Origin of the sequence: Stenotrophomonas indicatrix (genome assembly GCA_041545745.1) — a bacterium.
GTDB lineage: Bacteria > Pseudomonadota > Gammaproteobacteria > Xanthomonadales > Xanthomonadaceae > Stenotrophomonas > Stenotrophomonas indicatrix_A.
The window spans coordinates 4,024,928-4,050,578 of the sequence record CP168152.1; the positions used below are offsets into that span (position 1 = coordinate 4,024,928).

22 protein-coding genes are annotated in these 25,651 nt (G+C 66.8%); 8 read left to right on the forward strand and 14 right to left on the reverse strand.

The annotated features are described in order from the left end of the window. Positions 1 to 62: 62 nt before the first annotated feature. Both aceF and ACEF39_RS18300 read right to left on the reverse strand, forming a co-directional pair. Complete coding sequence (gene aceF, locus ACEF39_RS18295; RefSeq protein WP_500286094.1) at positions 63 to 1,775, reverse strand: dihydrolipoyllysine-residue acetyltransferase; 1,713 nt, start codon at positions 1,773 to 1,775, stop codon at positions 63 to 65. 113 nt (positions 1,776 to 1,888) lie between these two features. Continuing rightward, a complete protein-coding gene (locus ACEF39_RS18300) occupies positions 1,889 to 2,458 on the reverse strand; it encodes a DNA-deoxyinosine glycosylase (RefSeq protein ID WP_500286095.1) in 570 nt (189 codons plus the stop codon). A gap of 186 nt (positions 2,459 to 2,644) precedes the next feature. On the opposite strand from ACEF39_RS18300, the gene ACEF39_RS18305 reads away from it, so the two are divergent. The 3 genes from ACEF39_RS18305 to glpK all read left to right on the forward strand — a co-directional run bounded on the left by ACEF39_RS18305 (position 2,645) and on the right by glpK (position 6,448). After that, positions 2,645 to 3,280 (forward strand): OmpW/AlkL family protein, encoded by a 636-nt coding sequence (locus ACEF39_RS18305; protein WP_049464294.1) that lies wholly within the window; start codon positions 2,645 to 2,647, stop codon positions 3,278 to 3,280. Positions 3,281 to 3,400: 120 nt separating this feature from the next. Next, positions 3,401 to 4,885, forward strand: coding sequence for a glycerol-3-phosphate dehydrogenase (glpD, locus tag ACEF39_RS18310; protein ID WP_500286096.1), 1,485 nt, complete (start codon positions 3,401 to 3,403; stop codon positions 4,883 to 4,885). 63 nt (positions 4,886 to 4,948) lie between these two features. Further along, a complete protein-coding gene (gene glpK, locus ACEF39_RS18315; RefSeq protein ID WP_500286097.1) occupies positions 4,949 to 6,448 on the forward strand; it encodes a glycerol kinase GlpK in 1,500 nt (499 codons plus the stop codon). Between the two features lie 127 nt (positions 6,449 to 6,575). Here the strand turns inward: glpK and ACEF39_RS18320 are convergent, their stop codons facing one another. Further along, positions 6,576 to 7,370, reverse strand: coding sequence for a MetQ/NlpA family ABC transporter substrate-binding protein (locus ACEF39_RS18320; RefSeq protein WP_025877387.1), 795 nt, complete (start codon positions 7,368 to 7,370; stop codon positions 6,576 to 6,578). Between the two features lie 26 nt (positions 7,371 to 7,396). After that, positions 7,397 to 8,368, reverse strand: coding sequence for a helix-turn-helix transcriptional regulator (locus ACEF39_RS18325; RefSeq protein WP_025877388.1), 972 nt, complete (start codon positions 8,366 to 8,368; stop codon positions 7,397 to 7,399). Between the two features lie 81 nt (positions 8,369 to 8,449). Here ACEF39_RS18325 and ACEF39_RS18330 point away from each other — a divergent pair, with 81 nt between their 5' ends. Both ACEF39_RS18330 and ACEF39_RS18335 read left to right on the forward strand, forming a co-directional pair. Continuing rightward, positions 8,450 to 9,052: a LolA family protein gene (locus ACEF39_RS18330; protein WP_500286098.1), complete on the forward strand. Its 603-nt coding sequence runs from the start codon at positions 8,450 to 8,452 to the stop codon at positions 9,050 to 9,052. A 107-nt stretch (positions 9,053 to 9,159) separates the two neighbouring features. Continuing rightward, positions 9,160 to 9,936 (forward strand): DUF481 domain-containing protein, encoded by a 777-nt coding sequence (locus tag ACEF39_RS18335; RefSeq protein WP_100462319.1) that lies wholly within the window; start codon positions 9,160 to 9,162, stop codon positions 9,934 to 9,936. A gap of 116 nt (positions 9,937 to 10,052) precedes the next feature. Here ACEF39_RS18335 and hemC read toward each other — a convergent pair whose 3' ends face one another. The 5 genes from hemC to mdoH form a co-directional block, all read right to left on the reverse strand. Continuing rightward, positions 10,053 to 10,964 carry a hydroxymethylbilane synthase gene (gene hemC, locus ACEF39_RS18340; protein ID WP_100553635.1) on the reverse strand — a complete coding sequence of 304 codons (912 nt, stop codon included), beginning with the start codon at positions 10,962 to 10,964 and terminating at the stop codon, positions 10,053 to 10,055. A 571-nt stretch (positions 10,965 to 11,535) separates the two neighbouring features. Continuing rightward, on the reverse strand, positions 11,536 to 12,264 hold the full coding sequence (locus ACEF39_RS18345) for a LytR/AlgR family response regulator transcription factor (RefSeq protein WP_025879008.1): 729 nt from the start codon (positions 12,262 to 12,264) through the stop codon (positions 11,536 to 11,538). Positions 12,265 to 12,274: 10 nt separating this feature from the next. Then, entirely contained in the window at positions 12,275 to 13,291 is a 1,017-nt protein-coding gene (locus tag ACEF39_RS18350) for a sensor histidine kinase (protein ID WP_500288049.1), read from the reverse strand. 30 nt (positions 13,292 to 13,321) lie between these two features. Continuing rightward, on the reverse strand, positions 13,322 to 13,981 hold the full coding sequence (locus tag ACEF39_RS18355) for an alpha/beta hydrolase (RefSeq protein ID WP_500286099.1): 660 nt from the start codon (positions 13,979 to 13,981) through the stop codon (positions 13,322 to 13,324). A gap of 50 nt (positions 13,982 to 14,031) precedes the next feature. Further along, positions 14,032 to 15,957 carry a glucans biosynthesis glucosyltransferase MdoH gene (gene mdoH / locus ACEF39_RS18360; RefSeq protein WP_500286100.1) on the reverse strand — a complete coding sequence of 642 codons (1,926 nt, stop codon included), beginning with the start codon at positions 15,955 to 15,957 and terminating at the stop codon, positions 14,032 to 14,034. A 494-nt stretch (positions 15,958 to 16,451) separates the two neighbouring features. Between mdoH and ACEF39_RS18365 the strand changes: the two genes are divergently transcribed. Next, positions 16,452 to 18,488 carry a TonB-dependent receptor domain-containing protein gene (locus ACEF39_RS18365; protein WP_500286101.1) on the forward strand — a complete coding sequence of 679 codons (2,037 nt, stop codon included), beginning with the start codon at positions 16,452 to 16,454 and terminating at the stop codon, positions 18,486 to 18,488. Between the two features lie 54 nt (positions 18,489 to 18,542). Here ACEF39_RS18365 and ACEF39_RS18370 read toward each other — a convergent pair whose 3' ends face one another. Beyond that, positions 18,543 to 18,713: a hypothetical protein gene (locus ACEF39_RS18370; protein ID WP_500286102.1), complete on the reverse strand. Its 171-nt coding sequence runs from the start codon at positions 18,711 to 18,713 to the stop codon at positions 18,543 to 18,545. Positions 18,714 to 18,931: 218 nt separating this feature from the next. Between ACEF39_RS18370 and ACEF39_RS18375 the strand changes: the two genes are divergently transcribed. Beyond that, a complete protein-coding gene (locus ACEF39_RS18375) occupies positions 18,932 to 19,318 on the forward strand; it encodes a DUF2628 domain-containing protein (RefSeq protein WP_500286103.1) in 387 nt (128 codons plus the stop codon). Between the two features lie 72 nt (positions 19,319 to 19,390). On the opposite strand, the gene ACEF39_RS18380 is transcribed toward ACEF39_RS18375, so the two are convergent. The 4 genes from ACEF39_RS18380 to ACEF39_RS18395 all read right to left on the reverse strand — a co-directional run bounded on the left by ACEF39_RS18380 (position 19,391) and on the right by ACEF39_RS18395 (position 25,061). Beyond that, positions 19,391 to 21,925 (reverse strand): methyl-accepting chemotaxis protein, encoded by a 2,535-nt coding sequence (locus ACEF39_RS18380; RefSeq protein ID WP_500286104.1) that lies wholly within the window; start codon positions 21,923 to 21,925, stop codon positions 19,391 to 19,393. Positions 21,926 to 22,134: 209 nt separating this feature from the next. Further along, positions 22,135 to 23,028: an NAD-dependent epimerase/dehydratase family protein gene (locus ACEF39_RS18385; protein ID WP_500286105.1), complete on the reverse strand. Its 894-nt coding sequence runs from the start codon at positions 23,026 to 23,028 to the stop codon at positions 22,135 to 22,137. A 141-nt stretch (positions 23,029 to 23,169) separates the two neighbouring features. Then, on the reverse strand, positions 23,170 to 23,943 hold the full coding sequence (locus ACEF39_RS18390; RefSeq protein WP_500286106.1) for a LytR/AlgR family response regulator transcription factor: 774 nt from the start codon (positions 23,941 to 23,943) through the stop codon (positions 23,170 to 23,172). After that, entirely contained in the window at positions 23,940 to 25,061 is a 1,122-nt protein-coding gene (locus ACEF39_RS18395; RefSeq protein ID WP_500286107.1) for a sensor histidine kinase, read from the reverse strand. The genes ACEF39_RS18390 and ACEF39_RS18395 overlap by 4 nt, the downstream gene beginning before the upstream one ends. Positions 25,062 to 25,238: 177 nt before the next feature. Here ACEF39_RS18395 and ACEF39_RS18400 point away from each other — a divergent pair, with 177 nt between their 5' ends. Next, positions 25,239 to 25,571, forward strand: a complete 333-nt coding sequence (locus tag ACEF39_RS18400) for a hypothetical protein (protein ID WP_500286108.1) — start codon at positions 25,239 to 25,241, stop codon at positions 25,569 to 25,571. Positions 25,572 to 25,651: the final 80 nt, after the last annotated feature.

Here is a 25,651-nt window from a genome sequence, read left to right on the forward strand (position 1 = left end):
CTGCGTTTCGACAGGCGGCCGCGCCAGGGGCAGCGGCCGCACGGTGGGGGCGAAGCGGTGCCTTACAGCAGCACGCGGCGCATGTCGGCCAGCACCTGCGAGAGGTACGTGGTGAAGCGTGCGGCCAGGGCGCCATCGATGACGCGGTGGTCGTAGCTCAGCGACAGCGGCAGCATCAGCTTCGGTGCGAATTCCTTGCCGTTCCAGACCGGCTGGATGGACGACTTGGAGACGCCGAGGATGGCCACTTCCGGTGCATTGACGATCGGGGTGAACGCAGTGCCGCCGATGCCGCCCAGCGAGCTGATCGAGAAGCAGCCGCCGCTCATGTCGGCCGGGCCCAGCTTGCCGTCGCGCGCCTTCCTGGCCAGCTCGCCGGTTTCCTGCGCGATCTGCACCACGCCCTTCTTGTCGACATCGCGGATGACCGGAACGACCAGGCCGTTCGGGGTATCGGCCGCGAAACCGATGTTGAAGTACTTCTTCAGGGTCAGGTTCTCGCCGCTGGCATCCAGCGAAGCGTTGAACTCCGGGAACTGCTTCAGCGCCGCAGCGCTGGCCTTGATCAGGAAGGCGAGCATGGTCAGCTTGATGCCGGCCTTCTCGTTCTCCTTGTTCAGCGCCACGCGCAGGCCTTCCAGGTCGGTGATGTCGGCCTGCTCGAACTGGGTGACGTGCGGGATCATCGCCCAGTTGCGGGCCAGGTTCGCACCGGAGATCTTCTTGATGCGCGACAGCGGCTGCACTTCAACGTCGCCGAACTTGCTGAAATCGACCTTCGGCCACGGCAGCAGGTTGAGGCCACCGCCGGCGGCCACGGTACCACCGGCAGCCACCGGGGCGCCGCCGCTGAGCGCGGCCTTGACGAACTTCTGCACGTCGGCCTTGGTGATGCGGCCGCCCTTCTCGCTGCCGCTGACCTGCAGCAGGTCGACACCCAGCTCACGGGCGAACACACGCACCACCGGCGACGCGTAGGGCACCTTGGCCGGCAGCACGCCATCGGCGTTGAACTGCACCGGCGGGCTGCTCGGCGCGCCGGCCGAGGGGGCGCTGGCGATCTCGCGGGCGGCCAGCTTGTCCGGCTGTGCCGGCACGGCGACTGGCTCGACCTTGGTGGCCGTCTCGGCGGCGGCCGGGGCGGCAGCGGCGGCGGCCTTGCTCGGGGCCGGGGCGGCAGCGCCTTCGGCTTCGATGATGGCGACCACGTTGCCCTGCGACAGATTGTCGCCGACCTTGACCTTGATCTCCTTGACCACGCCGGCGACCGACGACGGCACTTCCATGGTGGCCTTGTCGCTTTCCAGCGTGACCAGACCCTGGTCTTTCTTCACCGTATCGCCCACGGCGACCAGCACTTCGATGACCGGAATACCGCTGTAGTCGCCGATATCCGGCACCAGCGCTTCAACCGCGCCGCCGCTGGCAGCGGGGGCGGCCGGGGCGGGAGCGGCCTGGGTGGCGGCCGCCGGAGCAGCGGCCTTGGCCGGAGCCGGAGCAGCGGCAGCAGCGGCCGGCTGGGCAGCCTCGCCGTCGGCCACTTCGATCAGCGCCACGACCTTGCCTTCGGACAGGCTGTCGCCCAGCTTGACCTTGATTTCCTTGACCACGCCGGCCACCGAGGACGGTACCTCCATGGTCGCTTTATCGCTTTCCAGCGTGACCAGGCCCTGGTCCTTCTTCACCGTATCGCCGACGGCAACAAGCACCTCGATTACCGGGATATCGCTGTAGTCACCGATATCGGGGACACGTGCTTCCTTGATTTCGGCCATGGGGAGAACTCCGGCAATCTGGTGTAGGGAAACGTCTATTGTGCGGCCAGCGGGGGCCTGCGCCAACCGTTACAGGTGTTTTCAGTACGCACGCAGCCGGGACACGCTGTTGCTCATGGCTCGCCGGCGCTTCCAGTCGGTAGCGTATTGTCCCGTCGATGTCCGCTTGATGTCGCCAGTGCGAGGGCCACCTGCTGCCAGGCCTGGCGCAGGCGCGGCAACGACCATGCTGCATTGGCTGGACTGGTGGACGGCAGCGCCAACACATTGGGCGACGTGGCCAGCTGCGGCTGCACCCAGCGCTGGAAGGCCCGCATCGCAGCGCCGCCATTGCAGCCGATCAGTTGCAGGTCAGGCAACGTGGCGATCAGTGCGGGAAGTGCATTGGCCACTTCCGTGCCACGCACGATGTCCGCATCCAGGCTGCCGCGTCGTTCGCAGCGGCCGATCACATCCCACAGGCCGACACCATTGACGGCCAGCGCCTGCAGTCGCTGCGCATACGGCAACGACGGATCGAAGCCGCACAGATCGCCGAGCAAGGGCCAGAAGCGATTGCGTGGGTGGGCGTAGTAATGCTGTGCCTGCAACGACGCAATACCGGGCATAGAACCCAGCAGCAACACCCGGCAATCCGTGTTCACCTGCGCAGGCAGGCCGATGCACAACGTTGCGGCGCTCACATCTTCTCCAACTGCATGAATATTCCGGAAGGGCACAAACCGCATGGAAACAGGGATTTCGCGCTGTTCGCTGAACAGTGCGAACTAATTTTTAACGCGCGTCGGATTCGATTCATGTTGGGGCGACTACGGTGTGCTCGCCCCGCAACCGGGGGCCCAAAACAAGAAACATTAGGAGATTCCCCCATGCGCTCCATCCGTATCCTGAGCCTCGCCCTGCTGACCTCCGCCGCGTTCGCACCGGCTGCCTTCGCGCAGGACAGCAGCACCACCGATACCGCCTCGGGCAAGCATTTTGCCGTGGTTGGCGGCGTCTCGCTGCTGCAGCCGAAGAATGACCCGATCGACGGCATCAAGAAGGTCGATGGCGGCCCGGCACCGACCGTCAGCTTCAGCTACTACATCAACGACAACTGGGCCGTTGAACTGTGGGGCGCTGCAGACAAGTTCGACCACAAGGTGAAGGGCCCGGGCAATGCCCGCCTCGGCAGCGTCGAGCAGCAGCCGGTCGCACTGAGCGGCCAGTACCACTTCGGCCAGGCCGACAACGTGTTCCGTCCGTTCGTGGGCGTGGGCTACTTCCAGTCGGCTTTCAGCAATGAAACGCTGGCCGACGGCAGCGACTCCGACATCCGCCTGAAGGATGCCAAGGGCGTGATCGGCACCGTCGGTGTGGACATGAACATCAACTCGACCTGGTTCGCCCGTGCCGACGCCCGCTACATGCGCTCGCGTCCGGACGTGAAGGTCGGCGGCGAGAAGATCGGCGAAGCGAAGATGGATCCGTGGACCGTCGGCTTCGGCATCGGCGCCCGCTTCTAAGCGCTTCTGCATCATTGTTGTACCGCGACGGGCCCTTCGGGGCCCGTCGTCGTTTCCGTCACCCGCATTAGGTAGAGTCGACTGCCAGTCGACTCTACACAAACGGGATGCGGAGGCGCGATGGACGAGGTCGACCTGCTGGTGATCGGCGGTGGCATCAACGGTGCCGGTATCGCCCGTGATGCCAGTGGCCGTGGCCTGAAGGTGCTGCTGTGCGAACAGCACGACCTCGCAGCGCACACCTCCAGCGCCAGCAGCAAGCTGATCCATGGCGGCCTGCGCTACTTGGAGCAGAGCGAGTTCGGCCTGGTGCGCAAGGCGCTGGGTGAGCGCGAGGTGGTGCGCCGGCAGGCGCCGTTCCTGGTGCGGCCGCTGTGTTTCGTGCTTCCGTGGCAACCGCACCTGCGGCCACGCTGGATGCTGCGCCTCGGCCTTTGGCTGTACGACCACCTGGGCCGGCGCAGCCCCGCCTTCCCTGCATCGCGCCGCATGGATCTGCACGACGATCCGCTCGGCGCGCTGCTGTCGCCCCAGCTGCGGCAGGCCTTCAGCTATGCCGATGCGCAGGTGGATGATGCGCGGCTGGTCATCCTCAACGCGCTCGACGCTGCGCAACGGGGTGCGCGCATCCTGACCGGCACGCGCTGCGTGGATCTGCGACGCGGGCAGGGGCGCTGGCGCGTCGTGCTGGAAGACACATCCGGCCATCAGCAGACCGTGCAGGCACGGGCGGTGGCCAACGCCGCAGGCCCTTGGGCTGGCGGCCTGCTGGAGCGCATGCACGCCCGCAGCGGCGGACCCGCGCTGCGCCTGGTGCAGGGCAGCCACATCGTGCTGCGCCGCCCCTGGCCGAACGACAGGGCCTGCCTGCTGCAGCAGCCCGACGGCCGCGTGGTATTCCTGCTGCCCTTCCACGACCATCTGCTCGTCGGTACCACCGACACCGACTATCGCGGTGACCCCGCACGCTGCGGCGTGCTGCCTTCGGAGGTGGACTACCTGTGCAGCGCGGCCAACGGCTACCTGCGCGACCCGATCACACCTGCCGAGGTGGTCTGGCAGTTTGCTGGCGTGCGCCCGTTGCTGGCCGACCCGGACCCGCGCGCGGCGAAACTGAGCCGCGACTATCGCCTGCAACTGGACGCCGAGGGTGCGCCTGCGCTGCACGTGCTGGGCGGCAAGCTGACCACGTACCGGGTGCTGGCCGAGGAAGCACTGGACCTGCTGCGCCCCTATCTGCCAGGCGCTGGCCCCGCCTGGACGGCGGCAGGCGACCCGCTGCCCGGCAGCGACTGGGGCGATGCCGGGCAGGCACGCGAGCAACTACAGCAACAGGCCCCGTGGCTGCCGGAGACCATGGTGCGGCGCTGGGCAAGCGCCTATGGCAGCCGCAGCGTCGATCTGCTGCACGGCGCGAGCACCCTGCTCGATCTGGGCGAAGACTTTGGCGCTGGCCTGCACGCACGCGAGGTGGCGTTCCTGTGCGACCACGAGTGGGCCCGCAGCGCCGAGGATGTACTGTGGCGACGGAGCAAGCTGGGGCTGCAGATGGATGCGGCGCAGGCGGCACGGCTGCAGGCGTGGATGGATTCACATTGCCGGTAATGCCAGGCGCGGCCAGTAGCCGCCGATGCATTACGATTCCAACATCGCCACTGGAGACGCTGCATGACGCCCCGCTACGTGCTGGCCATCGACCAGGGAACCACCAGTTCGCGTGCGATCCTGTTCGATCGTAGCGGCGACATCGTCGGCAGCGCGCAGCGCGAGTTCGCCCAGTTGTTCCCACAGCCGGGCTGGGTCGAGCATGACCCGCGCGAGATCCTGACCAGCGTCTATGCCACGATCACCGAACTGCTCAGCCGCGAACAGATCGATCCCCGCCACATCGCGGCACTGGGCATCACCAACCAGCGCGAAACCACCGTGGTCTGGGACCGCGCCAGCGGCCAGCCGATCCACAACGCCATCGTCTGGCAGTCGCGGCAGAGCCAGGCGATCTGCGAGCGGCTGAAGTCCGGCGGCCACGAAGCGCTGATCCGCGAACGCACCGGCCTGCTGATCGACGCCTATTTCTCGGCCACCAAGATCCGCTGGATCCTCGATCACGTCGAAGGCGCGCAGCAGCGGGCCGAACGTGGCGAGCTGCTGTTCGGCACCATCGACAGCTGGCTGGTGTGGAATCTCAGCGGTGGCCAGGCGCACGTGACCGACTACAGCAACGCCGCGCGCACGCTGCTGTTCAACATCCATACCCTGGAATGGGACGATGACCTGCTGGCACTGCTGGGCATCCCGCGCGCGATGCTGCCGCAGGTGCGTGATTCCAGTTCGGTGTATGCGCACACGCGCCCGCAGTTCTTCTTCGACCACCCGATCCCGATTGCCGGCATCGCCGGCGACCAGCAGGCCGCGCTGTTCGGCCAGGCCTGCTTCCAGCCAGGCATGGTCAAGAACACCTATGGCACCGGCTGCTTCATGCTGATGCACACCGGCACGCAGGCCGTGCGCTCGCGCAATGGCCTGCTGACCACCATTGCCTGGGGCCTGGATGGAAAGGTGGAATACGCGCTGGAGGGATCGATCTTCGTCGCCGGCTCGGTGGTGCAGTGGCTGCGCGACGGCCTGCGTATGATCGATCGCGCCGGCGACAGCCAGGCCTTGGCCGTACAGGTGCCGGACTGCGCAGGGGTATATCTGGTACCGGCCTTCGTCGGCCTGGGTGCACCGTACTGGCGCAGCGACGTACGCGGTGCGATGTTCGGCCTGACCCGTGGCACCCGCAAGGCCCACTTCGTGCGGGCGGCGCTGGAAGCGATGGCCTACCAGACCCGCGACGTACTGGACGCGATGCAGTCCGATGCGGGCATCTCGCTCAGTGAACTGCGCGCCGATGGCGGCGCGATCGGCAACGACTTCCTCGCCGGCTTCCAGGCCGACATCCTCGGCGTGCCGCTGCTGCGCCCGCGGCTGACCGAGACCACCGCGCTGGGGGCGGCCTACCTGGCGGGGCTGGCGGTCGGTTTCTGGGAAAGCCGCGAGCAGATCGCGGCACAGTGGGGGCTGGATCGCCGCTTCGAACCGCAGATGGCGGTAGCCCGGCGCGAGAAACTCTACGCCGGATGGCAGCAGGCAGTGGCCGCCACCCTCGCCTTCCACGTCGATTGACGGTAGTGCCGGCCGCTGGCCGGCAACCCCATGATCTTTGGTGTCGTTTGCAGATTGCCGGCCAGCGGCCGGCACTACCACATGGCCAGAACGGCCGTAGCGCCGGGCCATGCCCGGCGATCGGCGGTCAGAACGCCGGCAGCACCGCGCCCTTGTACTTGGTCTCGATGAAGGTCTTCACCTGCGGGCTGGTCAGCGCCTTGGCCAGCTTCTGCACGCGGGCATCATCCTTGTTGTCCGGGCGGGCGACCAGGAAATTCACGTACGGCGAGTCCTTGCTCTCGATCGCCAGCGCGTCCTTGGTCGGGTTCAGACCGGCATCCAGCGCATAGTTGGTGTTGATCAGGGCCAGATCGACCTGGTCCAGCACGCGCGGCAGCATGGCCGAATCCAGCTCGCGGAACTTCAGGTTCTTCGGGTTGGACACGATGTCGCGCTGGGTGGCCAGCGCATTGGTCGGGTCTTTCAGCTCGATCACGCCAGCCTTGTGCAGCAGGATCAACGCGCGGCTGTTGTTGCTCGGGTCGTTGGGGATCACCACATCGGCTCCTTCACGCAGCTCGGCCAGCGACTTGATCTTGCGCGAGTAAGCACCGAACGGCTCGATGTGCACGCCCACCACCTTGGTCAGGTCGGTCTTGCGATCACGGTTGTAGGCGTCCAGGTACGGCTCGGTCTGGAAGTAGTTGGCATCCACCTGCTTCTGCACCAGCTGGTCGTTGGGCTGCACGTAGTCGTTGAACACGCGCACGTCCAGCTCCACGCCTTCCTGCTTGAGGATCGGCTTGACCACTTCCAGGATCTCGGCATGCGGCACGGCGGTGGCGGCCACCACCAGCTTCTGCGAAGGCTCGCCGGACTTGCCGCAGGCGGTCAGTGCCAGCGCAGCGGCGAACAGGGGCAGCAACAGGGTCTTCTTCATGGGCGCAATCGATCTCGGGGGAGTTGTCAGGATTTTTCGTAGTTGGTCAGGGCCAGTTCCAGCAATGCCTTGGCCTGCTCGCGCAGCATCATCGGCTCGACGATCTCGGCATCGGACCCGTAATGCAACACGTCCATCAACAGTTCGCGCGACACGCTGTAAGGCACCTTCAGTTCGTAGCGGCCGTCCGCGAGGAAGCGGCCCTGCTGCTTGGAGTGCCAGTGTTCGTCGGCCACCCAGCGCGCGGCCTTGGCACTGAACAGGATGGTTGCCCAGCCCTTCGGCGCACCGGAGAAGATGCCGTAGCTGGCGCCCAGCTGCTCGTCCAGCTCGCTGTCGGCAACATCACGGGCGGTGCTGTCGATCACCCGCGCCTTGTAGATGCGGTCCACCGCGAAGCTGCGCAGGGCCTCGCGATCATGGTCCCAGCCGTCCAGATACCAGTTGTCGCGGTAGTGGGTCAGCCGCTGCGGCGATACCGTGCGCTTGGTCGCTTCGTCGGTCGAGCGGGCACGGTATTCAAAGCCCAGCTGCTTGCGTTCCAGCACCGCCGAGGCCACCGAACGGAAGCTGGCTTCATCGAACTTGCGGCCACGGTGCGGAATCACCCGGACCCGGTCCACCGGCCAGCTGGAAACACCGGCCTGGGCGGCCAGCAGGCTTTCGATGCGCTGCTGCAGCGGCGCCAGCACCGAAGACAGCACGCCACCGCCGGTACGGGCCAGCAGGTGCTGCGAGGCCAGCAGCGCGTGCAGTTCCTCCGAGCTCAGCCATAGGCCGGGCAGCTCGAAGCGGTCGCTCTCGTCGGCCAGGTAGCGGAAGCCGGCCTCGCCATCGCCCTCGATCGGCGCCATCAGCGCATCGCGCAGGAACGCCAGGTCGCGGTAGACGGTGGCCCGGGAGCAACCGAGCTTGTCCTGCAGGGTCGCCACCGTCACCGGATAGCGTGCGGACTTGAGCAGACGATGCAGGGCGGTGATGCGTTCGTATCGGTCCATGCCCCCGATTATGTCCGAGTCTCGGGCGTTGTGGCGGACGATTGGGCTATCGTGGGCGCCCCCTGCCCTGCGGAGCGCCCGATGCGCCGGTTGTCTGTCCTGCCCCTGCTGGCCTGCCTGCTGCTGGCCGCCTGCGACCGCACACCGGCGCCCACCGGTACTGCAACGCCCGTCCCCGCTGCCGATCCGGCACAGGCGGTGCTGTCTGCCAGCCAGCGGTTTGCCGCCCTGCGCAGCTTCCACGCCGAGCTGGAGGTGCTGGGCGCGCAGCAACCGGTACGTACCGCGATGGACTTCGTCGCCCCGGACCGCTTCCGGGTGCAGACCCCTGCCGGGCCGCAGGTGATCATCGGCGACACCATGTTCCTGCAGACCGACGATGCGATCCGCCAGGTACCGACCCCGCCAGGGCTGCTGGAGCAATGGCGCAGCCCGCTGCCCGCCGATATCCCCGCCCAGGCCCTGCAGGCCGAAGACCTGGGCGAGCAGACGCTGGATGGGGTCAGCACGCGCCACTACCGCCTGCGTGGCGCCACCGCCGGTGAACGCCTGGAGTACTGGGTGGATGCGCAGGGCCTGCCACGGCAGATCGTGCGCAGTGGCCACAACAACGGCAAACCCTTCCAGCTGCGGCTGCGCTACTCGCGCTTCAACGATCCTGCCCTGCAGGTCGACCTGCCCTGAATGGGGCTCGCCGACAACGCCTGCTGAAGCAGGCGGGACGGGCGATTCGGACGGTCATCACGCATCCAGTATCATCACCGGCTGCCAATCGCTTTGGAGAAGCCTCGATGTCCCTGCGCGTGTCCCTGCTGGTCCCCTTGCTGCTCTGCGCCCCGCTGGCGTATGCGCAGGATGCCTCCGAACTGGCGGCAATGTCCTCGCCATGGAGTGGCAGTGGTGGCGAACTCGGCTTCGCGTCGGCACGTGGCAACAGCAGCACCGAGAGCTTCAACGGCCGCCTGCGCCTGCGCTACACCGATGGCGACTGGGTGCACAGCATGGACCTGTTCGGTCTGCGCTCCAGTTCCAAGGTGATCGAGACCAGCGACGACGGCACCACCACCCGCCGCAACAACACCACCGCCAACCGCTACACCGGCAGTGCTGGCAGCGCGCTGCAGCTGGGCGAACATCGCCAGCTGACCGCCACGGTACGTACCGAGCGTGATGATTTCGCCACCTACGATCGGCAGAGCTCGTTCGGCCTGGGTTACGGCACCCGGTTGTGGAACACCGAGCGCTTCTCGTTCGATGCGCAGATCGGCCCCGGTGTGCGCCGCACCCACAGCACCGAGGACGATCGCACCCGCACCGGCCTGATCGGTCGTGGCCTGTTCGACCTGAAGTACTCGCTGACCGACAACACCGACCTGATCAACACGCTGCTGGTCGAATCGGGTTCGTACAACACCTTCGGCCAGAACGATTTCGGTGTCTCGGTGAGCATGAACGAGCACCTGGCGCTGAAGGCCGGCTGGCAGGCGCGTTACAACAGCGACGTCGCCGAGGACAAGCGCAAGACCGATACGCTGACCACGATGAACGTGGTCTACAAGTTCAAGTAAGCGAAACGGGCGCCTGGCGCCCGTTCTGCTTTTGGTAGTGCCGGCCGTTGGCCGGCAACTGCATTCAATCAGGATCATGAGGTTGCCGGTCAGCGGCCGGCACTACCTGCGGTGGCTCAGACGTTCAACAGCTCGCCGGCACCCGCCTCCAGCAGCATCTTCGCCACGCGCTGGCCCAGCGCTTCCGGGTCACTGGCCGGGCCCACGGCGTCGGCACGCACCGCGCGGCCGTCACTGGCACTGCCGACCAGACCCTGCAGGTGCAGATCCTGCCCCTGCCACTGCGCTATCGCCGCCACCGGCACATGACAGCTGCCGTGCAGCGCGCGGTTCATCGCCCGCTCCGCTTCCACACAAGCGCGCGTGGCGGCGTCATCCAGGCCTGCGAACAACGCCATCAGCGCCGCATTGCCGCCATCGCACTCCACCGCTACCGCGCCCTGTGCCGGCGCCGGCAGCCACTGCGGCGGCTGCAGGCGGGCGACGATGCGCCCCCCCAGGCCCAACCGCTCCAGCCCAGCCACCGCCAGCACGATGGCGTCGTAGCCACCGTTGTCGAGCTTGGCCAGGCGGGTGTTGACGTTGCCGCGCAGGTCCAGCAGTTCCAGGTCCGGGCGCAGCGCGCGCAGCTGGGCCTGGCGGCGCAGTGACGAGGTACCGACGCGCGCACCGATCGGCAGCGCATCCAGCGACGCATACAGGTTGGAGACGAAGCCGTCTGCCGGATCGTGCCGGGTCAGCATCGCCGGCAGCGCGAACGGCGCATCCAGTTCCATCGGCACGTCCTTCAGCGAATGCACCGCGCAATCGGCCTCGCCACGCAGCATGGCCAGCTCCAGTTCCTTGAGGAACAGGCCCTTGCCACCGATGGCCGCCAGCGAGCGATCCAGCACTTCATCGCCGCGGGTGCTCATCGGCACCAGTTCCACGTGCAGATCGGGATGTGCCTGGCGCAGGCGGTCGGCGACGTGTTCGCTCTGCCAGAGGGCGAGCGGGCTCTTGCGGGTGGCGATGCGGACGGTTTCCATCCTTTCATTATCGCGCCTATCGGCGGGATACGGCCAACGGCGGAGCCCCTCGTGGCTTGAAGCAGCAGCTGGGCTTGGCCGGTCGGGGTGGGCTGCGCAGGGGTCGCTGCAAGTACGTCCATGTAAGCTCGGTCGCCGCATCCATGCGGCTCACGCCCCTGCGCAGCCCACCCCGACCGGCCTCTGACAGTTTCCGTGTGCGTCAGCCACGGAAGATCAAAAGAAAAAAGAAAAAAGAAAAAAGCAGAAGCAGAAGCAGAAGCAACAGCCGACAGCTTCCGGGGTCAGATCCCTTTTCCGCAGGAAAAGGGATCTGACCCCTCTTTCCCGCCCGATAACAACAATGCCTTTGCCGTCCGACGCAGTGGACAACGAGAGGGTTGGGCCGGGGTGGGGTGGCGGGACCGTTGGCGCCAAGGATGGCGCCATCGAGCCCCCATGGATGGGTTTACGGCGTGTCCCGCCACCCCACCCCGGCCCAACCCAGCACGTGACACCGACGAGCCGACCAACCCGCTGTTGCTGTTGCTGTTGCTGTCGAAGCAGTCGCGGCCGCAGGCCGCGCGGAACCTCACAGATGCCGCAATTCCTGCTTCAGCGTCGCCACGCAGCGCCGACTCACTTCCAGCGGCTGCTTGCCATGCCGCAGCACCGCCTGCACCTGGCCTCCGCTGCCACGACGCAGTTCCACCAGCTCATGGCGCGCCACCAGGCAATTGCGATGGATGCGCACGAAGCGGCTGGCGAACTCTTCCTCCAGCGACTTCAACGATTCCTCGATCAGGTCTTCGCCACGTGCGTGATGCACCACCACGTACTTTTCTTCGGCCTGAAGATAGTGGATGTCGTCCAGCGGAATCAATCGCAGGCTGCCGCGCAGGCGGGCACACAGCATGCTGCGCGCCTGGCCGCCGGTGTGCTGGGGTTGGCCGTCACGGCCGGCCAGGAAGGTGCGTGCGCGTGCGATCGCCGCCGCCAGCCGTTCGGCGCGCACCGGCTTCATCAGGTAATCGATGGCCGCCGCCTCGAACGCCGACAGCGCGTGCGCATCGTAGGCGGTGCAGAACACCACGGCCGGCCTCGGCTCGAAACTGGCCAGATGGCGGGCCGCTTCCAGTCCGTCCAGGCCAGGCATGGCGATGTCCAGCAGGACCAGGTCCGGCTGCAGTTCGGCGCACGCGTGCAGGGCCTGCTCGCCGTTGCCGGCCTCGGCCACCACGTCCACCCCTTCCTGCGCGGCCAGCAGGCTGCGCAGGCGCTCGCGCGCCAGCGGCTCGTCATCGGCGATGACTACCCTCACGATCGTCCCCTCACTGGATCGGCACTGTCACCTGGCAGGCATAGTAGCCCTCGCTCCAGCCAGCCGTCATCCGCGCGGCGCGGCCGAAGCGCCAGCTCAGGCGATGGCCGATGCTGTGCTGGGCATGGCCTGCTCCCTGGGCCAGGGCAAGCCCGGGCACCTGCGGATCCGGCGCAGGATTGCGTACGCGGATCTGCAGCTCGTTGCCCACACAGGCCAGATGCAGCTCGATGGTGCCGCCTTCGGGCAGGCGCGAGATGCCGTGCAGCACCGCGTTTTCCACCAGGGGCTGCAGCACCAGCCGCGGCATCGGCAAATCCCAGGGCAGCGGTTCGTCGCGCTGCCAGTGCACCCGCAGGCGGTCGCCCAGACGCAGTGATTCAATCGAGAGATAGCGCTCGGCCAGTTCACACTCATCGCGCAGGGTCGAATCGCCCTCGCCCGCCCCCAGCGCGGCGCGGAACAGATCGGACAGGTCGAGCACGGCACGCTCGGCCACCGCCGGGTCGCGATGCAGCAGGCTGGCGATCAGGTTCATGCTGTTGAACAGGAAATGCGGGCGGATGCGCGCCTGCAGGGCGTCGGCCTGCGCGCGGGCATTGGCCTGCACCTGCGCCGCCCAGCGGTCGCTGACATAGAAGTAGCGCAGCGCCAGCGCGGTGATCAGCGCCGTGGTGGCCGCGCTACCCAGGGTGAAGCGCCAGAAACCGATGCCGCGCGCGAAGTTGTCGCCCAGCACGGCATACAGGGCATGGATGATGCCCGCGCACAGGATGGCGATCAGCGCGGCCAGACCGACAGCGGCGACGGCGCCCAGCAGTTCCGGCAGCTTCGACAGCGCCTGCCGCAGCAGGCACAGGCTGGCGGTGACCGCCAGCGCCAGCCACAGCGCGAAACCGCTGGCCGAGGCCAGTTCACCCATCGTCCAATGGCGGCTGCCATCGGGCGCCAGCGCCAGCACCACCACCACCAGTTCGGCCAGGCCGAGCATCGCCGCCAGCCGCGGCAGGCGACACAGTTCCGGCATCCACGGGGTGGCAGCGCTCGCGGCCATGGCTCAGGCGACGCCCAGGCGTGCCTGCAGCCAGTCGCCCAACGCGTCGATTTCCTCGGCGCAGACCTGGTGGGCCATCGGGTAGCTGTGCCACTGCACGTCCAACCCGAGCGTGCGCAGCTTCTCGGCGCTGTGCGCGGCCACTGCCTGCGGGATCACCGGATCGCTGCTGCCGTGGGCCATGAACACCGGCACGTCCACTGCGCCATCGACGCGCGTCGCGCTTTCGGCATCCGGCAGGTAGGTCGACAGCGCGATCAGGCCGGCCAACGGCGCAGTGCGCGCCAGCGCGGCACTGAGGATCACCGCACCGCCCTGCGAGAAGCCGGCCAGGAAGATGTGATCGGCGGCGACACCACGTTCGATCTCGCGGGCGATCAGCGCATCCAGCTGCGCCACCGACTCCTGCACGCCGGTCATGTCGGCGCGCGAGCGGAAGTCCATGCCGACGATGTCGTACCAGCCGCGCATCGGCACGCCGTTGTTGATCGTGATCGGCCGCACCGGTGCGTGCGGGAACACGAAGCGCAGCGCCGGCCAGTGCGGGCGCACCAGTTCGGGCACGATCGGCGCGAAATCATGGCCGTCGGCACCGAGGCCGTGCAGCCAGATCACCGACCACTGCGGCGAGGCGCCGGTTTCCTGTTCCACCGTTTGCAGCATGTTGCGGCTCCTGTACGTTCGAGCCGCATTATGCCGCTGGCACGGTGCGATCAGTACAGCGGCGGTTGCTCGGCCGCTTCCCGGCGCAGCTGTGCGGCACGCACCAGCACCGGCGGCGGGATGTTCTCTTCGGGGATGTCGAGCAGGCCGAGGCGATGCAGGAAGGCACCCGGTCCACGCAGCGAGGTCAGTGCCACCACCGGCACCGCCAGCACCATGCCGATCACCACCGGCGCCATCCAGGCGGCCAGCGACGGCGACACCGCCCACGCCAGCATGCCCATGAAAGCGCCAAACACGCCCAGGCCACCGTAGCCGCGCACCAGCGCCATCCACGAGATGCCACCGTCATCGCGCTGCTGTGCATCCCAGCCCGAGTCGCGGCCGGACAGCACCTCGGCCACGCCGCGCGACTGCACGTACATCACCACCGGCGCCATCAGCGCGGCCAGCACGGTTTCCACCAGCATCGACAGGAATGCGCGGATCGCGCCACCGCAGCCACGGCGCTCGACCGGATCAAGCAGCATCGCCAGGTAACCCAGCACCTTGGGCATCAGCAGTACCGCCATGGTGGCGGCGAACAGGCGCACCACCTGTTCTTCATCCTGCGCGCGCCAGTACACGCTGGGCGACAAGTGCAGCAGGGCATTGAAATCGATGCCTTCCTGGAACAGCGGGATGGCGATGCCGATCAGCATCAGCATCGCCCACATTGGTGCGGTGAAGTAGTGGCCGATGCCGATCAGCATGTGTACGCGGCTGATCCAGTGCAGGCCAGGGCTGCCCACCACTTTGCCGTGCTGCAGGTTGCCCTGGCACCAGCGGCGATCGCGCACCAGCAGGTCCGTCAACGTCGGCGGGCCTTCTTCGTAGCTGCCGCCCAGGTAGGGCACCATGTGCGCAGCCCAACCACCACGGCGCATCAGCGCTGCTTCCACGAAATCATGGCTCAGCACGTGGCCGCCGAACGGCTTGCGCCCCGGCAGTTCCGGCAGGCCGGCGTGGTCGGCGAAGGCACGGGTGCGGATGATCGCGTTGTGCCCCCAGTAATTGCTTTCGGCACCGTGCCACCAAGCCACGCCACGGGCGATCACCGGCCCGTACACGCGCCCGCCGAACTGCTGCATGCGCGAGAACAGGGTGCGGCCGCCGATCACCGACGGCAGGGTCTGGATCAGGCCGACGTCAGCGTTGTGCTCCATGCCGGCCACCAGGCGCACGATGCTGTCACCGGTCATCAGGCTGTCGGCATCCAGGATCAGCATCTGCGGGTAGGCACCGCCGAAGCGGCGTACCCAGTCGGCGATGTTGCCGGCCTTGCGCGCGCTGTTGTCGCCACGGCGGCGATAGAACAGTCGCGCCTGCCCATCGGGCACCAGCTCGCGCAGTTCGGCGAACACCTGCTCTTCGGCACGCGCGATGTCCTCGCGGCGGGTATCGCTGAGCACGAAGAAATCAAAACGCTGCAGCTGGCCGGTGGCCGCCACCGATTCGTAGATCGCGCGCAGGCCGGCCAACAGCCGGCGCGGGTCTTCGTTGTAGGTGGGCATCAGCAGCGCGGTGCGGCTGTGCACGGTCGGCAGCGGCTTGTCCGGATCGATGCCCAGGCGGTATCCGCGGTCGAACACGGCCGTCAGGAAGCCGGCCACGGCACTGGCGAAGGACAGCGCGATCCACGCGAACAGGCCGACGAACAGCACCAGCAGGCAGGCCTCCAGCACGCTGATGCCGTTGCCGGACAGCACCCGCCACATCATCCGGGTGGCCACGGCGGTCATCGCCACCGTGCCGCCGAGGATGTACAGGCGACGCAGGCCGATCATGCGCGGCGAGGTGCGATGGCGGCGGACTTTCAGCGTGCCTTCGCGCAGCGTCTGTTCGGGCATCACCAGCGGTGCTTCGGCCGGCAGCAGGGCCCAGCCCGCGTCGGGACCGGCCGTGACCGGTTCCGCTTCGATGGTTTCACTCCCCATGGCCGCCTACTCCCTGCAGGCCGCAGGACCGGCCATCCCGGCCGGGCTGCATGCACCAAGGTTCCTGGCACGCATTCCCGGCGTCCGCACTTGTCCTGTCTGCCACGGCGTCATGCCGCGCAGTCGATGTCTGTCACTACCGGAACCCACACGATCTCCAACGGGGCGGAATCGAAAAATGCGGCTCAGTCTATGGCCCCGAATGTAAGCCGGGTGCGAAGGTCTACGCCGGGAAATCTCCCCATTCAGCAATCAGCAGGCGAACCGCGGCACGTGGTCGGGGAATGTCGATTCAACCCGGAAAGTACTGGATCGTAACAAACGCGAACGGTTATCATTACGTTAACCAGGCAGGTCGCCGCGCTCCGCGCACCGGACCCACCCAGCTGCGCCGGACCTTCCGCGCGCCCGACGACCCAGGGAAGGGGTGGCTGCCTGCTGTCTGCGTGCGCCTGCTGCTTCCACCGGGTCTCTCCTCTCCCTTGGAAGCCGTCATGTCCCCTCTTCGTTCCGCGCGCCTGTCGCGTACCCGCCTGGCCAGCGCCCTGGCCGCCGCCTGCCTGCTGACCCTGCCTGCCCTCGCCGCCGCTGAATCCAGCGCGGACGCCTCGACCAAGGACCTGGATACCGTGGTGGTCACCGCCTCGGGCAACCAGCAGTGGATCAAGGATGCCCCGGCCAGCATCAGCGTGATCAGCCGCGAAGACATCGAACGCCAGCCGGTGCACGACCTGGCCACCCTGCTCAGCCGCATTCCGGGCGTGACCGGTGGGCTCAGCGCCGCCGGTGAGCAGTCCAAGATCAAGCTGCGCGGCATGCCGTCCAACTACACGCTGGTGCTGGTGGACGGCAAGCGCATGGGCAGCTCGGCCTCGACCAACTATCGCCCCGACCTGGGCCGCCAGGACCTGAACTGGATTTCTCCCGACCAGATCGAGCGCATCGAAGTGGTGCGCGGCCCGATGTCATCGCTGTATGGCTCGGACGCGATGGGCGGGGTGATCAACATCATCACCAAGCGCATCGGTGACAGCTGGAACGGCAGCGCCACCCACAGCTACACCCGGCCGCAGGATGGCGACCGTGGCGACACGCAGCAGATCGGCGCGACCTTCTCCGGCCCGCTCGGCGAGCGCTTCGGCCTGCGCATCGGTGCCAACAGCATGCGCCGCGACTCGGACCGCTCCAACGGCGGCGTGTATGGCAACGCCTACGCCGGCGAAAAGGACCGCAATGTCGACGCGCTGCTGCAGTGGAAGCTGAGCGAGGCACAGGAAGTGTCGCTGGAAGCGGGCCACGGCGTGCAGCAGGCCTTCATCGCCCAGGCGCTGGAGAAGCAGGACGAGGGCGCATGGGGTGCCAGTGAGCTCAAGCGCAGTTCGCTGGCGTTGAACCATGACGGCAAGTGGGATTTCGGTACCTCCAAGCTCAGTGCGTATTGGACCGAGTACAAGAACGACATCGGCGCCACCGGTCGCTCAGAGGCAACCGATACGATCATCGAAGGCAGCCTGAGCACGTCCTTCACCCTGGGCGTGGACCACCAGTTCGCGGTGGGCGGCCAATGGAAGCGCCAGGAGCTGACCAACACCGACACCATCGGCCAGGCACCGATCGACTACGCCGGCAACCCGGTGGTCGGCTCCAGCCTGGAGGTGGATACCTGGGCGCTGTTCGTCGAAGACGAGCTGAAGCTGCATCGCACCCTGGCCCTGACCCTGGGCGCGCGCTTGGACCACCATGAACAGTTCGGCAGCCATGTCAGTCCGCGTGCCTACCTGGTCTGGCACCCGACTGAGCAGTGGACGATCCGTGGCGGTGTGTCCAAGGGTTTCCGCGCACCGAGCCTGACCGAGAACTCGCCCAGCGCGGCGACCCAGTCCGGTGGCCGCGGCTGCACCTCGCTGATCCCGCTGGGCTATACCCGCGGCGGCTGCTACATGGCCGGCAACCCGGACCTGGACCCGGAAACCAGCACCAACCGCGAGATCGGCGTCGGCTTCGACAACGATCTGGTCGACGCCGGCCTGACCTACTTCCATACCGACTTCAAGAACAAGATCGAGTACAAAGCGCTGGGCAACTTCAACGGTTACTGGTGGACGCGCATGAGCAACGTGCAGCGCGCGCGCACCAGCGGCATGGAAGGCAACCTCAACTTCCGCTTCGGCGATCACTGGCGCTGGCGCACCTCGGCGACCTGGATGAAGGAAGCCAAGAACCTGACCACCGGCCGCAACCTGATCGACACCCCGGAGTTCTCAGGCTATTCGTCGCTGGACTGGACGCCGAACACGGTGTTCTCCAGCAGCCTGTCGGCGCAGTACACCGGCAAGCAGACCGGCGTGGTCAGCACCTTCCTGAAGGCCTACACGCTGTATGACCTGACCGCTGCCTGGAACGTCAACGAGGTGCTGACCCTGCGTGGCGGCGTCAGCAACCTGGCCGACAAGAAGCTGTATGCCGATGGCTCCACCGACTACTTCGTCGCCGGCCGCAGCTACTTCCTCAGCATGACCGCGCGCTTCTGATGCGCACTGCGATCGCGCCGGCAGCAGGCCAGCGCGATCGTGGGCTTTCCGGGATCAGTCGTGTTCCAGCACCGCCGGCGCCGCGTCACGGCTGGCCGCGATGCGTGCACGGTCCATCGCCACCGCCAGTTGCTGGCGGGCGAGCAGTTGTTGTGCCTGCACCACTTCGGGTGTCGGCAGGAGCACCGGTCCGGGTGCGTTTTCCGGTGTAGCGGGTGTGGTCATGCAACCTCCATGGACATACCGCCGCTACCCGTGAACAACCGGGGTGGCAGCGGAACTGCGCACCCTATCCTAAAAACAAGGCGGATGGGTGACGGTGCGGCGTTGGGACGCAAGCCCTTTGCCGTAGGAACGTCACATTTTTGACGCTGCAAGCTGGCTTGCTGAATGTGACTCACTTATCATGAAAACGTTTTCCTAACAGGGAAGTCCCTACGCACATGAATACCGTCGACCTGACCCGCTTCAGCCCGAAGTGGCAGTTCCGCTTCAATTTCTTCCAGCAGCACGGCGCCCCCAAGGAGCCCGGCTTCAAGCAGGCCTGGAAGGCGCTGTCCTTCGGCGACCGCCTGAAGGTCAACCTCAACTTCTTCGCCTTCTTCTTCGGCGCGATCTATCTGTTCATCCTGGGCATGTGGCGCAAGGCGCTGGTGGTGATCGGCATCAACATCGTGCTGATCGCGGTCAGCCTGGTGCTGCCGGACATCGTGGCCCGCGCGCTGTTCATCGCAATGAACTTCCTGGTGGCCTCGAGCACCAACTACAGCTACTACCTGGAACAGGTGAAGGGCAACACCAGCTGGAACCCCTTCGAAGGCATGTTCTGAGCCCAGCGCACAGCACGCGCAGCGGCATATCGACGCCCGGCCTTGGCCGGGCGTCGTCGTTCATGGTCTGGCTCAGGCCGCGCGCAACGCGGCAGCCGGTTGGATATCCGCCTGCAGGCGGAAGCGTGACACCGCCACCGCCAGTTGCTCGGCCTGTTCTTCCATCGCCCGTGCCGCCGCCGTGGCTTCTTCCACCAGCGCAGCATTCTGCTGGGTGGTCTCGTCCATCTGCACCACGGTCTGGTTGACCTGTTCGATACCGGCCGACTGTTCGCGCGAGGCGGCCGAGATCTCGGCCATGATCTCGTTGACCCGGCCGACCTGGCCGACGATCTCCTGCATCGTGCGGCCCGCACCGTGCACCAGTTGCGCGCCGGCGCCGACATGGCCGACCGAAGCGTCGATCAGCTCCTTGATCTCCTTGGCTGCGCCTGCCGAGCGCTGTGCCAGCGCGCGCACCTCACTGGCGACCACCGCAAAGCCACGGCCCTGTTCGCCCGCGCGCGCCGCTTCCACCGCCGCGTTCAATGCCAGGATGTTGGTCTGGAAGGCGATGCCATCGATCACCGAGATGATCTCGGCGATGCGCTGCGAAGAGGTCTCGATCTGCTCCATGGTCTGCACCACCTGGCTGACCACCTGCCCGCCCTCGCTGGCAACGCCTGCGGCCGAGGCCGCCAGCGTGTTGGCCTGCAGGGCATGCTCGGCGTTCTGGCGCACGGTGGAGGTGAGTTCCTCCATGGACGCGGCGGTTTCTTCCAGATTGGCCGCCTGCTGCTCGGTGCGGCGTGACAGGTCGCTGTTGCCCGACGCGATCTCACCTGCGGCCAACCGGATGCTGGATGCAGACTGCTGGATCTGGCCGACGATCCGGGTCAACTGCTGCACGGTGCTGTTGGCATCATCGCGCATCACCGCGAACACGCCGTGGAAGTCACCCTCCATCCGTGTACTCAGGTCACCGGCGGCAATCGCACGCAGCAGCATCGACAGCGCCGCCAGGTTGTGGTCACTGACCTGCATCATGGTGTTCAGGGTTTCCACCATGCGGCGGAAATCATGCTCGAAGCGCTGCGCATCGCCGCGCACCGCGAAATCACCCGCTGCTGCGGCGGCGGCCAACTGCTGGATCTGCTCGTTGATCGCCGCCAGGTTGCTCTTGGTGGTTGCCATGGCCGCGGTGAATACCGCCTTTTCGCCAGGCAGTGCCTCCATGTCCACGCTCAGGTCGCCCACCGCGTAGCGCTGCATCACCTCGACCAGGCGTTGGGTGACCGTATTGCTGTCGGCCACCAGCTGGTTGCTGTCGGCCACCATGCGGCCGTATTCGCCCGGGAACACCGAGGCATCCATGCGGTAGCTGATTTCACCGGCATCATGGCGGCGCGCCATCTCCGCCTGTGCGGCCATCACTGCCTGCAGCTGGCCGCGCATGCCCTGCATCGCATCCAGCAGGCGGCCCACTTCATCGTTGCCCAGCGCCGGCATGGCGGTGTCCAGCTTGCCCGCGGCCACGTCGCCTGCGATACGCACCGCCTGCGCCAGCGGTCGCACGGCCAGCCGCTGCAGCAGCAGGTAGACACCGCAACTGAGGACCAGCGCGGCCACCACACCCACCAGCAGGATGATCCACAGCAGCTCACGCGCCTGCGCGATGATCACCTCATGCGGCATCACCACGCCCAGCGCGAAACGCTGCGGCGCGTCACCCACCTGCAACGGCACATACAGACGGACGTTGCCGGCAGCGTCGGGCTCGAACGCTTCGTACGTCTTGTCGGCGGCGATCTGCGCCAGCATGCCGAGGGTGGCGGCATCGGTACGCGGCTTGCCGATCTCGGCAGCGTTGGCCGAGGCCAGTACCACGCCCTTCGGCGACAGCAGTTCGACTCGGCCGGCGCCCATTGGTGTCAGTGTGGCCAGATGCTTCTGCAGCGCGGCCAGCGAGAAGTCCACGGTGAAGACACCGAGGAAGGTGCCGTTCTCGACGATCGGCGTGCTCAGCGTGCTCATCAGCACCTGCTTGCCGCCAATGTCGTAGGCGTAGGGCTCGCTGACCATCGGCAGCTTGTCGCGGCTGGGCACCATGTACCAGTTGCCCGAGCCGCTCGGCGTCTCGGTGTAGTCGGTCATCGTCGACTGCTGCGGCTTGCCGTCCTGCCAGGCCCAGTAGCTCATGTAGCGGCCGGTGGCGTCGTGCGCCTCGCTGTTGACGAACTCGGCATCCTTGCCGTCGAAGGCATTGGCCTCCCACATGGTGCTTTTGCCCAGCCATTCCGGGTGCGCGTGCAGCTGCTCGCCGATGACGTTGGCCAGGCTGGCGCGATCAGGCGCATCACCGCGCGCACGCTGGGCGAGCACGGTTTCCACCATCGCATCGTTGCTGGCAAAGGCTGTGCCCAGGTCGGCAGCCACCTGCCGCGCCTCGGCCCGGGCTTCGCTGGCCATGGTCTGCCGCGAGGACGACACCAGCGCCGAACTGGCCTGGTGATAGATCAGGAACGCGGTCGCGCCGAAGCACAGCAACGCGATCACCGCGGTGCCCAGCATCAGCTTGTGGGCGATGCTGCCGGGGCGACGGGCAGCGACGGAACGGGAAGAAGACATGGGAGGATCCGCAGGCAGTTCAGGTCGACCGGTGCCACCAGGGCACCGCGCAGATGCGCGATCCCTCGCGCGGGCCGCCTGCCCTGCCGGATCGGAACCCGGCGCAGGAAAGCGCGCACCGGGTTAGCGGCCATGGCCGGGCGAGGTTGAGGCTCAGCGCACGCACAAACCTGAACCTGCTCAGCCGCGGCCGTCGACAGCGGCCTGTGCTACTCCGCCACGCGGTCGCGGATCCACTCCGCACGGGGCAGGACCTCGATGCTGCCTGCGGCGTACTGCTGCAGAACGTCCTCCGGACCGAAACGCGGCTGCCAGCCCAGCGCCGCGCGCATCCGGCTGCTGTCATAGACCCGGTCGATGCTGAGCGGCAGCGGCCAGCCACGGCGCTCGAACTCGGCCAGCAGCTGCGGTGCGCGGCGCGCCAGCACCTGGCGCGGATCGGCCGCCAGCTGCAGGCAGTCCTCGCGCCGGAACGGCGTCGGGGCACAGGCGAGGTAGCGCCGGAAGGGCGCGCCTTCATCATGAAGCAGCGCGGCATGCGCGCTGGCCACATCGCGTGCGTCGATACCGCGGTGCAGGCGGAACATCGCCATGCGATCAGGCGGCTCCGGGAAGCAGCGTGCCATCCGCAGCACGCGCACGGTGAACGATGTGCTGGCCGCCGCTTCGGCGGCCGCCTCCGCCTGCAGTTTGGTGCGGTGGTAGATCGTGCGGGGCAGCGGCTCGGTGTCCTCGTCGACCCAACGGCAGCCGCCGGATACCACGGCATGGCCGTACAACGCCGTGGTGCTGGTCAGCACAAAGCGCTGTACGCCAGCCTCGCGCGCCAGTTGCAGCAGGTTCGTGGTGGCCTCCACGTTGATCTGCTGGAACACCGCGTCGGGTACCAGGCCCACGTGGGGTGCGTGCAGTGCCGCGGTGTGGATCACGGCATCAATCCCCTGCACGGCACGCTCCAGCGCCCGGCGGTCGGTGACATCGGCAATCACCCGCGTGGTGGCGAAGGGACTGCGATCCAGCCCCACCACCTCATTGGCACCCGCCAGCGCACCGAAGATCGCGCGCCCTATCCGCCCGGAACTTCCGGTCAACAGAATCTTCATTGAATCCATTCACTCGACAGCGCCCGGGATCTACCGGGATGCTTCGATTCTAGGCAAGCCCGATGGCATCGGCGATAGGAATCGATGACATTCTGTATGCCACAGCTGCGGTGCTGACAGCGCCTGGGCGGGCAGCAGACTTCACACCTGCGCGCGGGCCGACACCAGCCGCAGGAAGGCTTCGTGCTGGTAGCGGCTCATACGCAGCTGCTGGCCGTTCTCCAGGGTGAGCACGTGATGGCCGTTGAACCAGGGGTGGATCGTCCTGACCCGCGCGATGTTGACGATGGCCGAGCGGTGCACCCGGGCGAAGTGCCGGGGATCAAGCCGTTCAGCCAGACTGTTCATCGTTTCGCGAAGCTCGTGCACGCGATCGGGCAGATGCAGCTGCACTGTATTACGATTGGCGCGGATCCAGAGAATGTCCTGCACCGCCAGCAACATGACGGCCTCGCCCTCACGCACGGCGATCCGCTGCAGATAGTCCTCGCGCCTGCGCAGCACGTCGAGCGCCTGCAGCAAGCGCGTATTGTCGGCGGCATCGGCGGCCTGGGTCAGCCGGGACTTCGCGCGCAGCAACGTGGCCGCGAACCGTTCGCGACTGAAGGGCTTGACGAGGTAATCCAGCGCGTTGGCCTCGAACGCGCGTACCGCATACTGCTCGTACGCGGTGACGAATACCGTGGCCGGCATCCGCGCGGCACCGATGGTGGCCAGCACGTCCAGACCGGTGATGCCAGGCATCTGCACGTCCAGGAATACCAGGTCCGGCGACTGCGCACGGATGGCTGCCACGGCAGACACTCCGTCACCGCACTCGGCCACATTGTCGATGTCTACATCACCGTGCAGCAGGCGCGTGACCGCACGCCGGGCGATCGGCTCGTCATCCACCACCAGCACACTCAGGCTCATGCGGCACCGCCGTGCACGACAAACTCGGGAGCGTCATCGGCATCGTCCAGTATCCGCAGTGGCAACCGGACCCGGCAGGCCACACCCTGCGGCCAGAGCAGGTCCAGGCGCACCTCGGCCGCATCGCCGTACAGCTCGCGCAGGCGCAGCCGCGTATTGGACAGGCCGATGCCATGGCCACCTGGCGCCCCCGGCTGCTGCAGCGTGCTGTTCTGGTTGCGTACCTCAATGCAAAGCATGTCACCGTCGCGGCGGCCCTCGATCTCGATGGTGTCCTCGCCAAGGTTGCGACCGATGCCATGGCGCAGCGCGTTCTCCACCAGCGGCTGCAGGATCAGGCTTGGAACCGCGCCATCAAGCAGTTCCGGTGCAACGTAGATGCGGCTGTGCAGGCGATCCTTGAAGCGCGTGCGCTGGATGCCGAGGTACAGCTCGATCAACTCCAGTTCCTGGCGCAGGCTGATCTCCTGGCCGTCGTAGTCTTCCAGAAAAGCACGCAGCAGCTCGCTCAGACGCAGCAGCATGTCTTCGGCGCCGGCCTTGTCGTCATCCAGCAGGGTGATGATTGCGTGCAGCGTATTGAACAGGAAATGCGGCTGCAGCTGCGACTTCAATGCCAGCAACCGCGACTGCGCCAGCTCGGCCGCCAGCCTGCTTGCCTCGACCTCGCGGTGCACCTTTTCCTGCTGGAAATGCAGTGCCTGCTGGATCGCGAACAGGGCCCAATAGGTCAGCAGGCCCATCGCGAAATGCTGGGCAATGAAATACCACAACTGCTCGCCAAAACTACTGGGCTCGAACCAGGTCGACACCAGCGCACCCACCACCATCGCCAGCCCGGTCACTCCCGCGCTGGCCAGCAGCTGCACGCCCATACCGGCCAGCCTTCGCTCCGGCCGTAGCGGGTAGCGTTCGCCCAGGGTAAACACCAGAGGCGCCAGCACCGCCCAGGTGAACCACTGGATCATCGACCAGCGCAGGTAAACCTCAAATGGAAATGACTGGCCCTGCAGGCCTTGACTCAACACCTTCTGCAGGGTGAAGGCAAGCGCGACCGCCAGCCACAGCAGCAGGTAACGCAGCACGTCGATCTGGGTATGGCCAAGGCGGATCTTCATCGCATGCGTCCCGGTGCCCGGAGCGGGCCAGCGCCATCTTAGGCACAGCATGCCCGGCAATGAAGGGCGGCGATGGCCGATTGCGATTGGTCCCGCTGTCGCGACGATTCGTCCCGGATCGATTGCAGGCGCGTGGCCTCCACCGCCAGATGGCGATGTCCCCAACGGAGATCCCCCATGCACCTGCCCCGCACCCTGCTCGCTGCCAGCCTGTTGTGCAGTGCCTTCAGCGCACCTGCCGCGCCGCTGCACTACCTGACCCTGATCAATCGCGCCCATGCACCCATCACGTCACTGGAAGTCGCGGCGAGTGAAACCGACGCATTCCACACCTTGGCATTGGCCGGTCCCATCGCCGGTGGTGGCGGCCAGGCAACCGTGGCACTGCGCGGAACCGGCTGCCGCGTCGATCTGCGCGTCATCTTCAACGATGGGCGTCGCGCGCTGTACAGCGCCACTGATGTCTGTCGCGGTGACCGGCTGGTCATATCGGCACTTCCTGCACGGTAACCCGGTGTCAAACGCATGCGCAGAAAATGTGAGTTCAACGCGGTCAACGTCCACTTGCCCTTACCCCGCGATGCGGAACA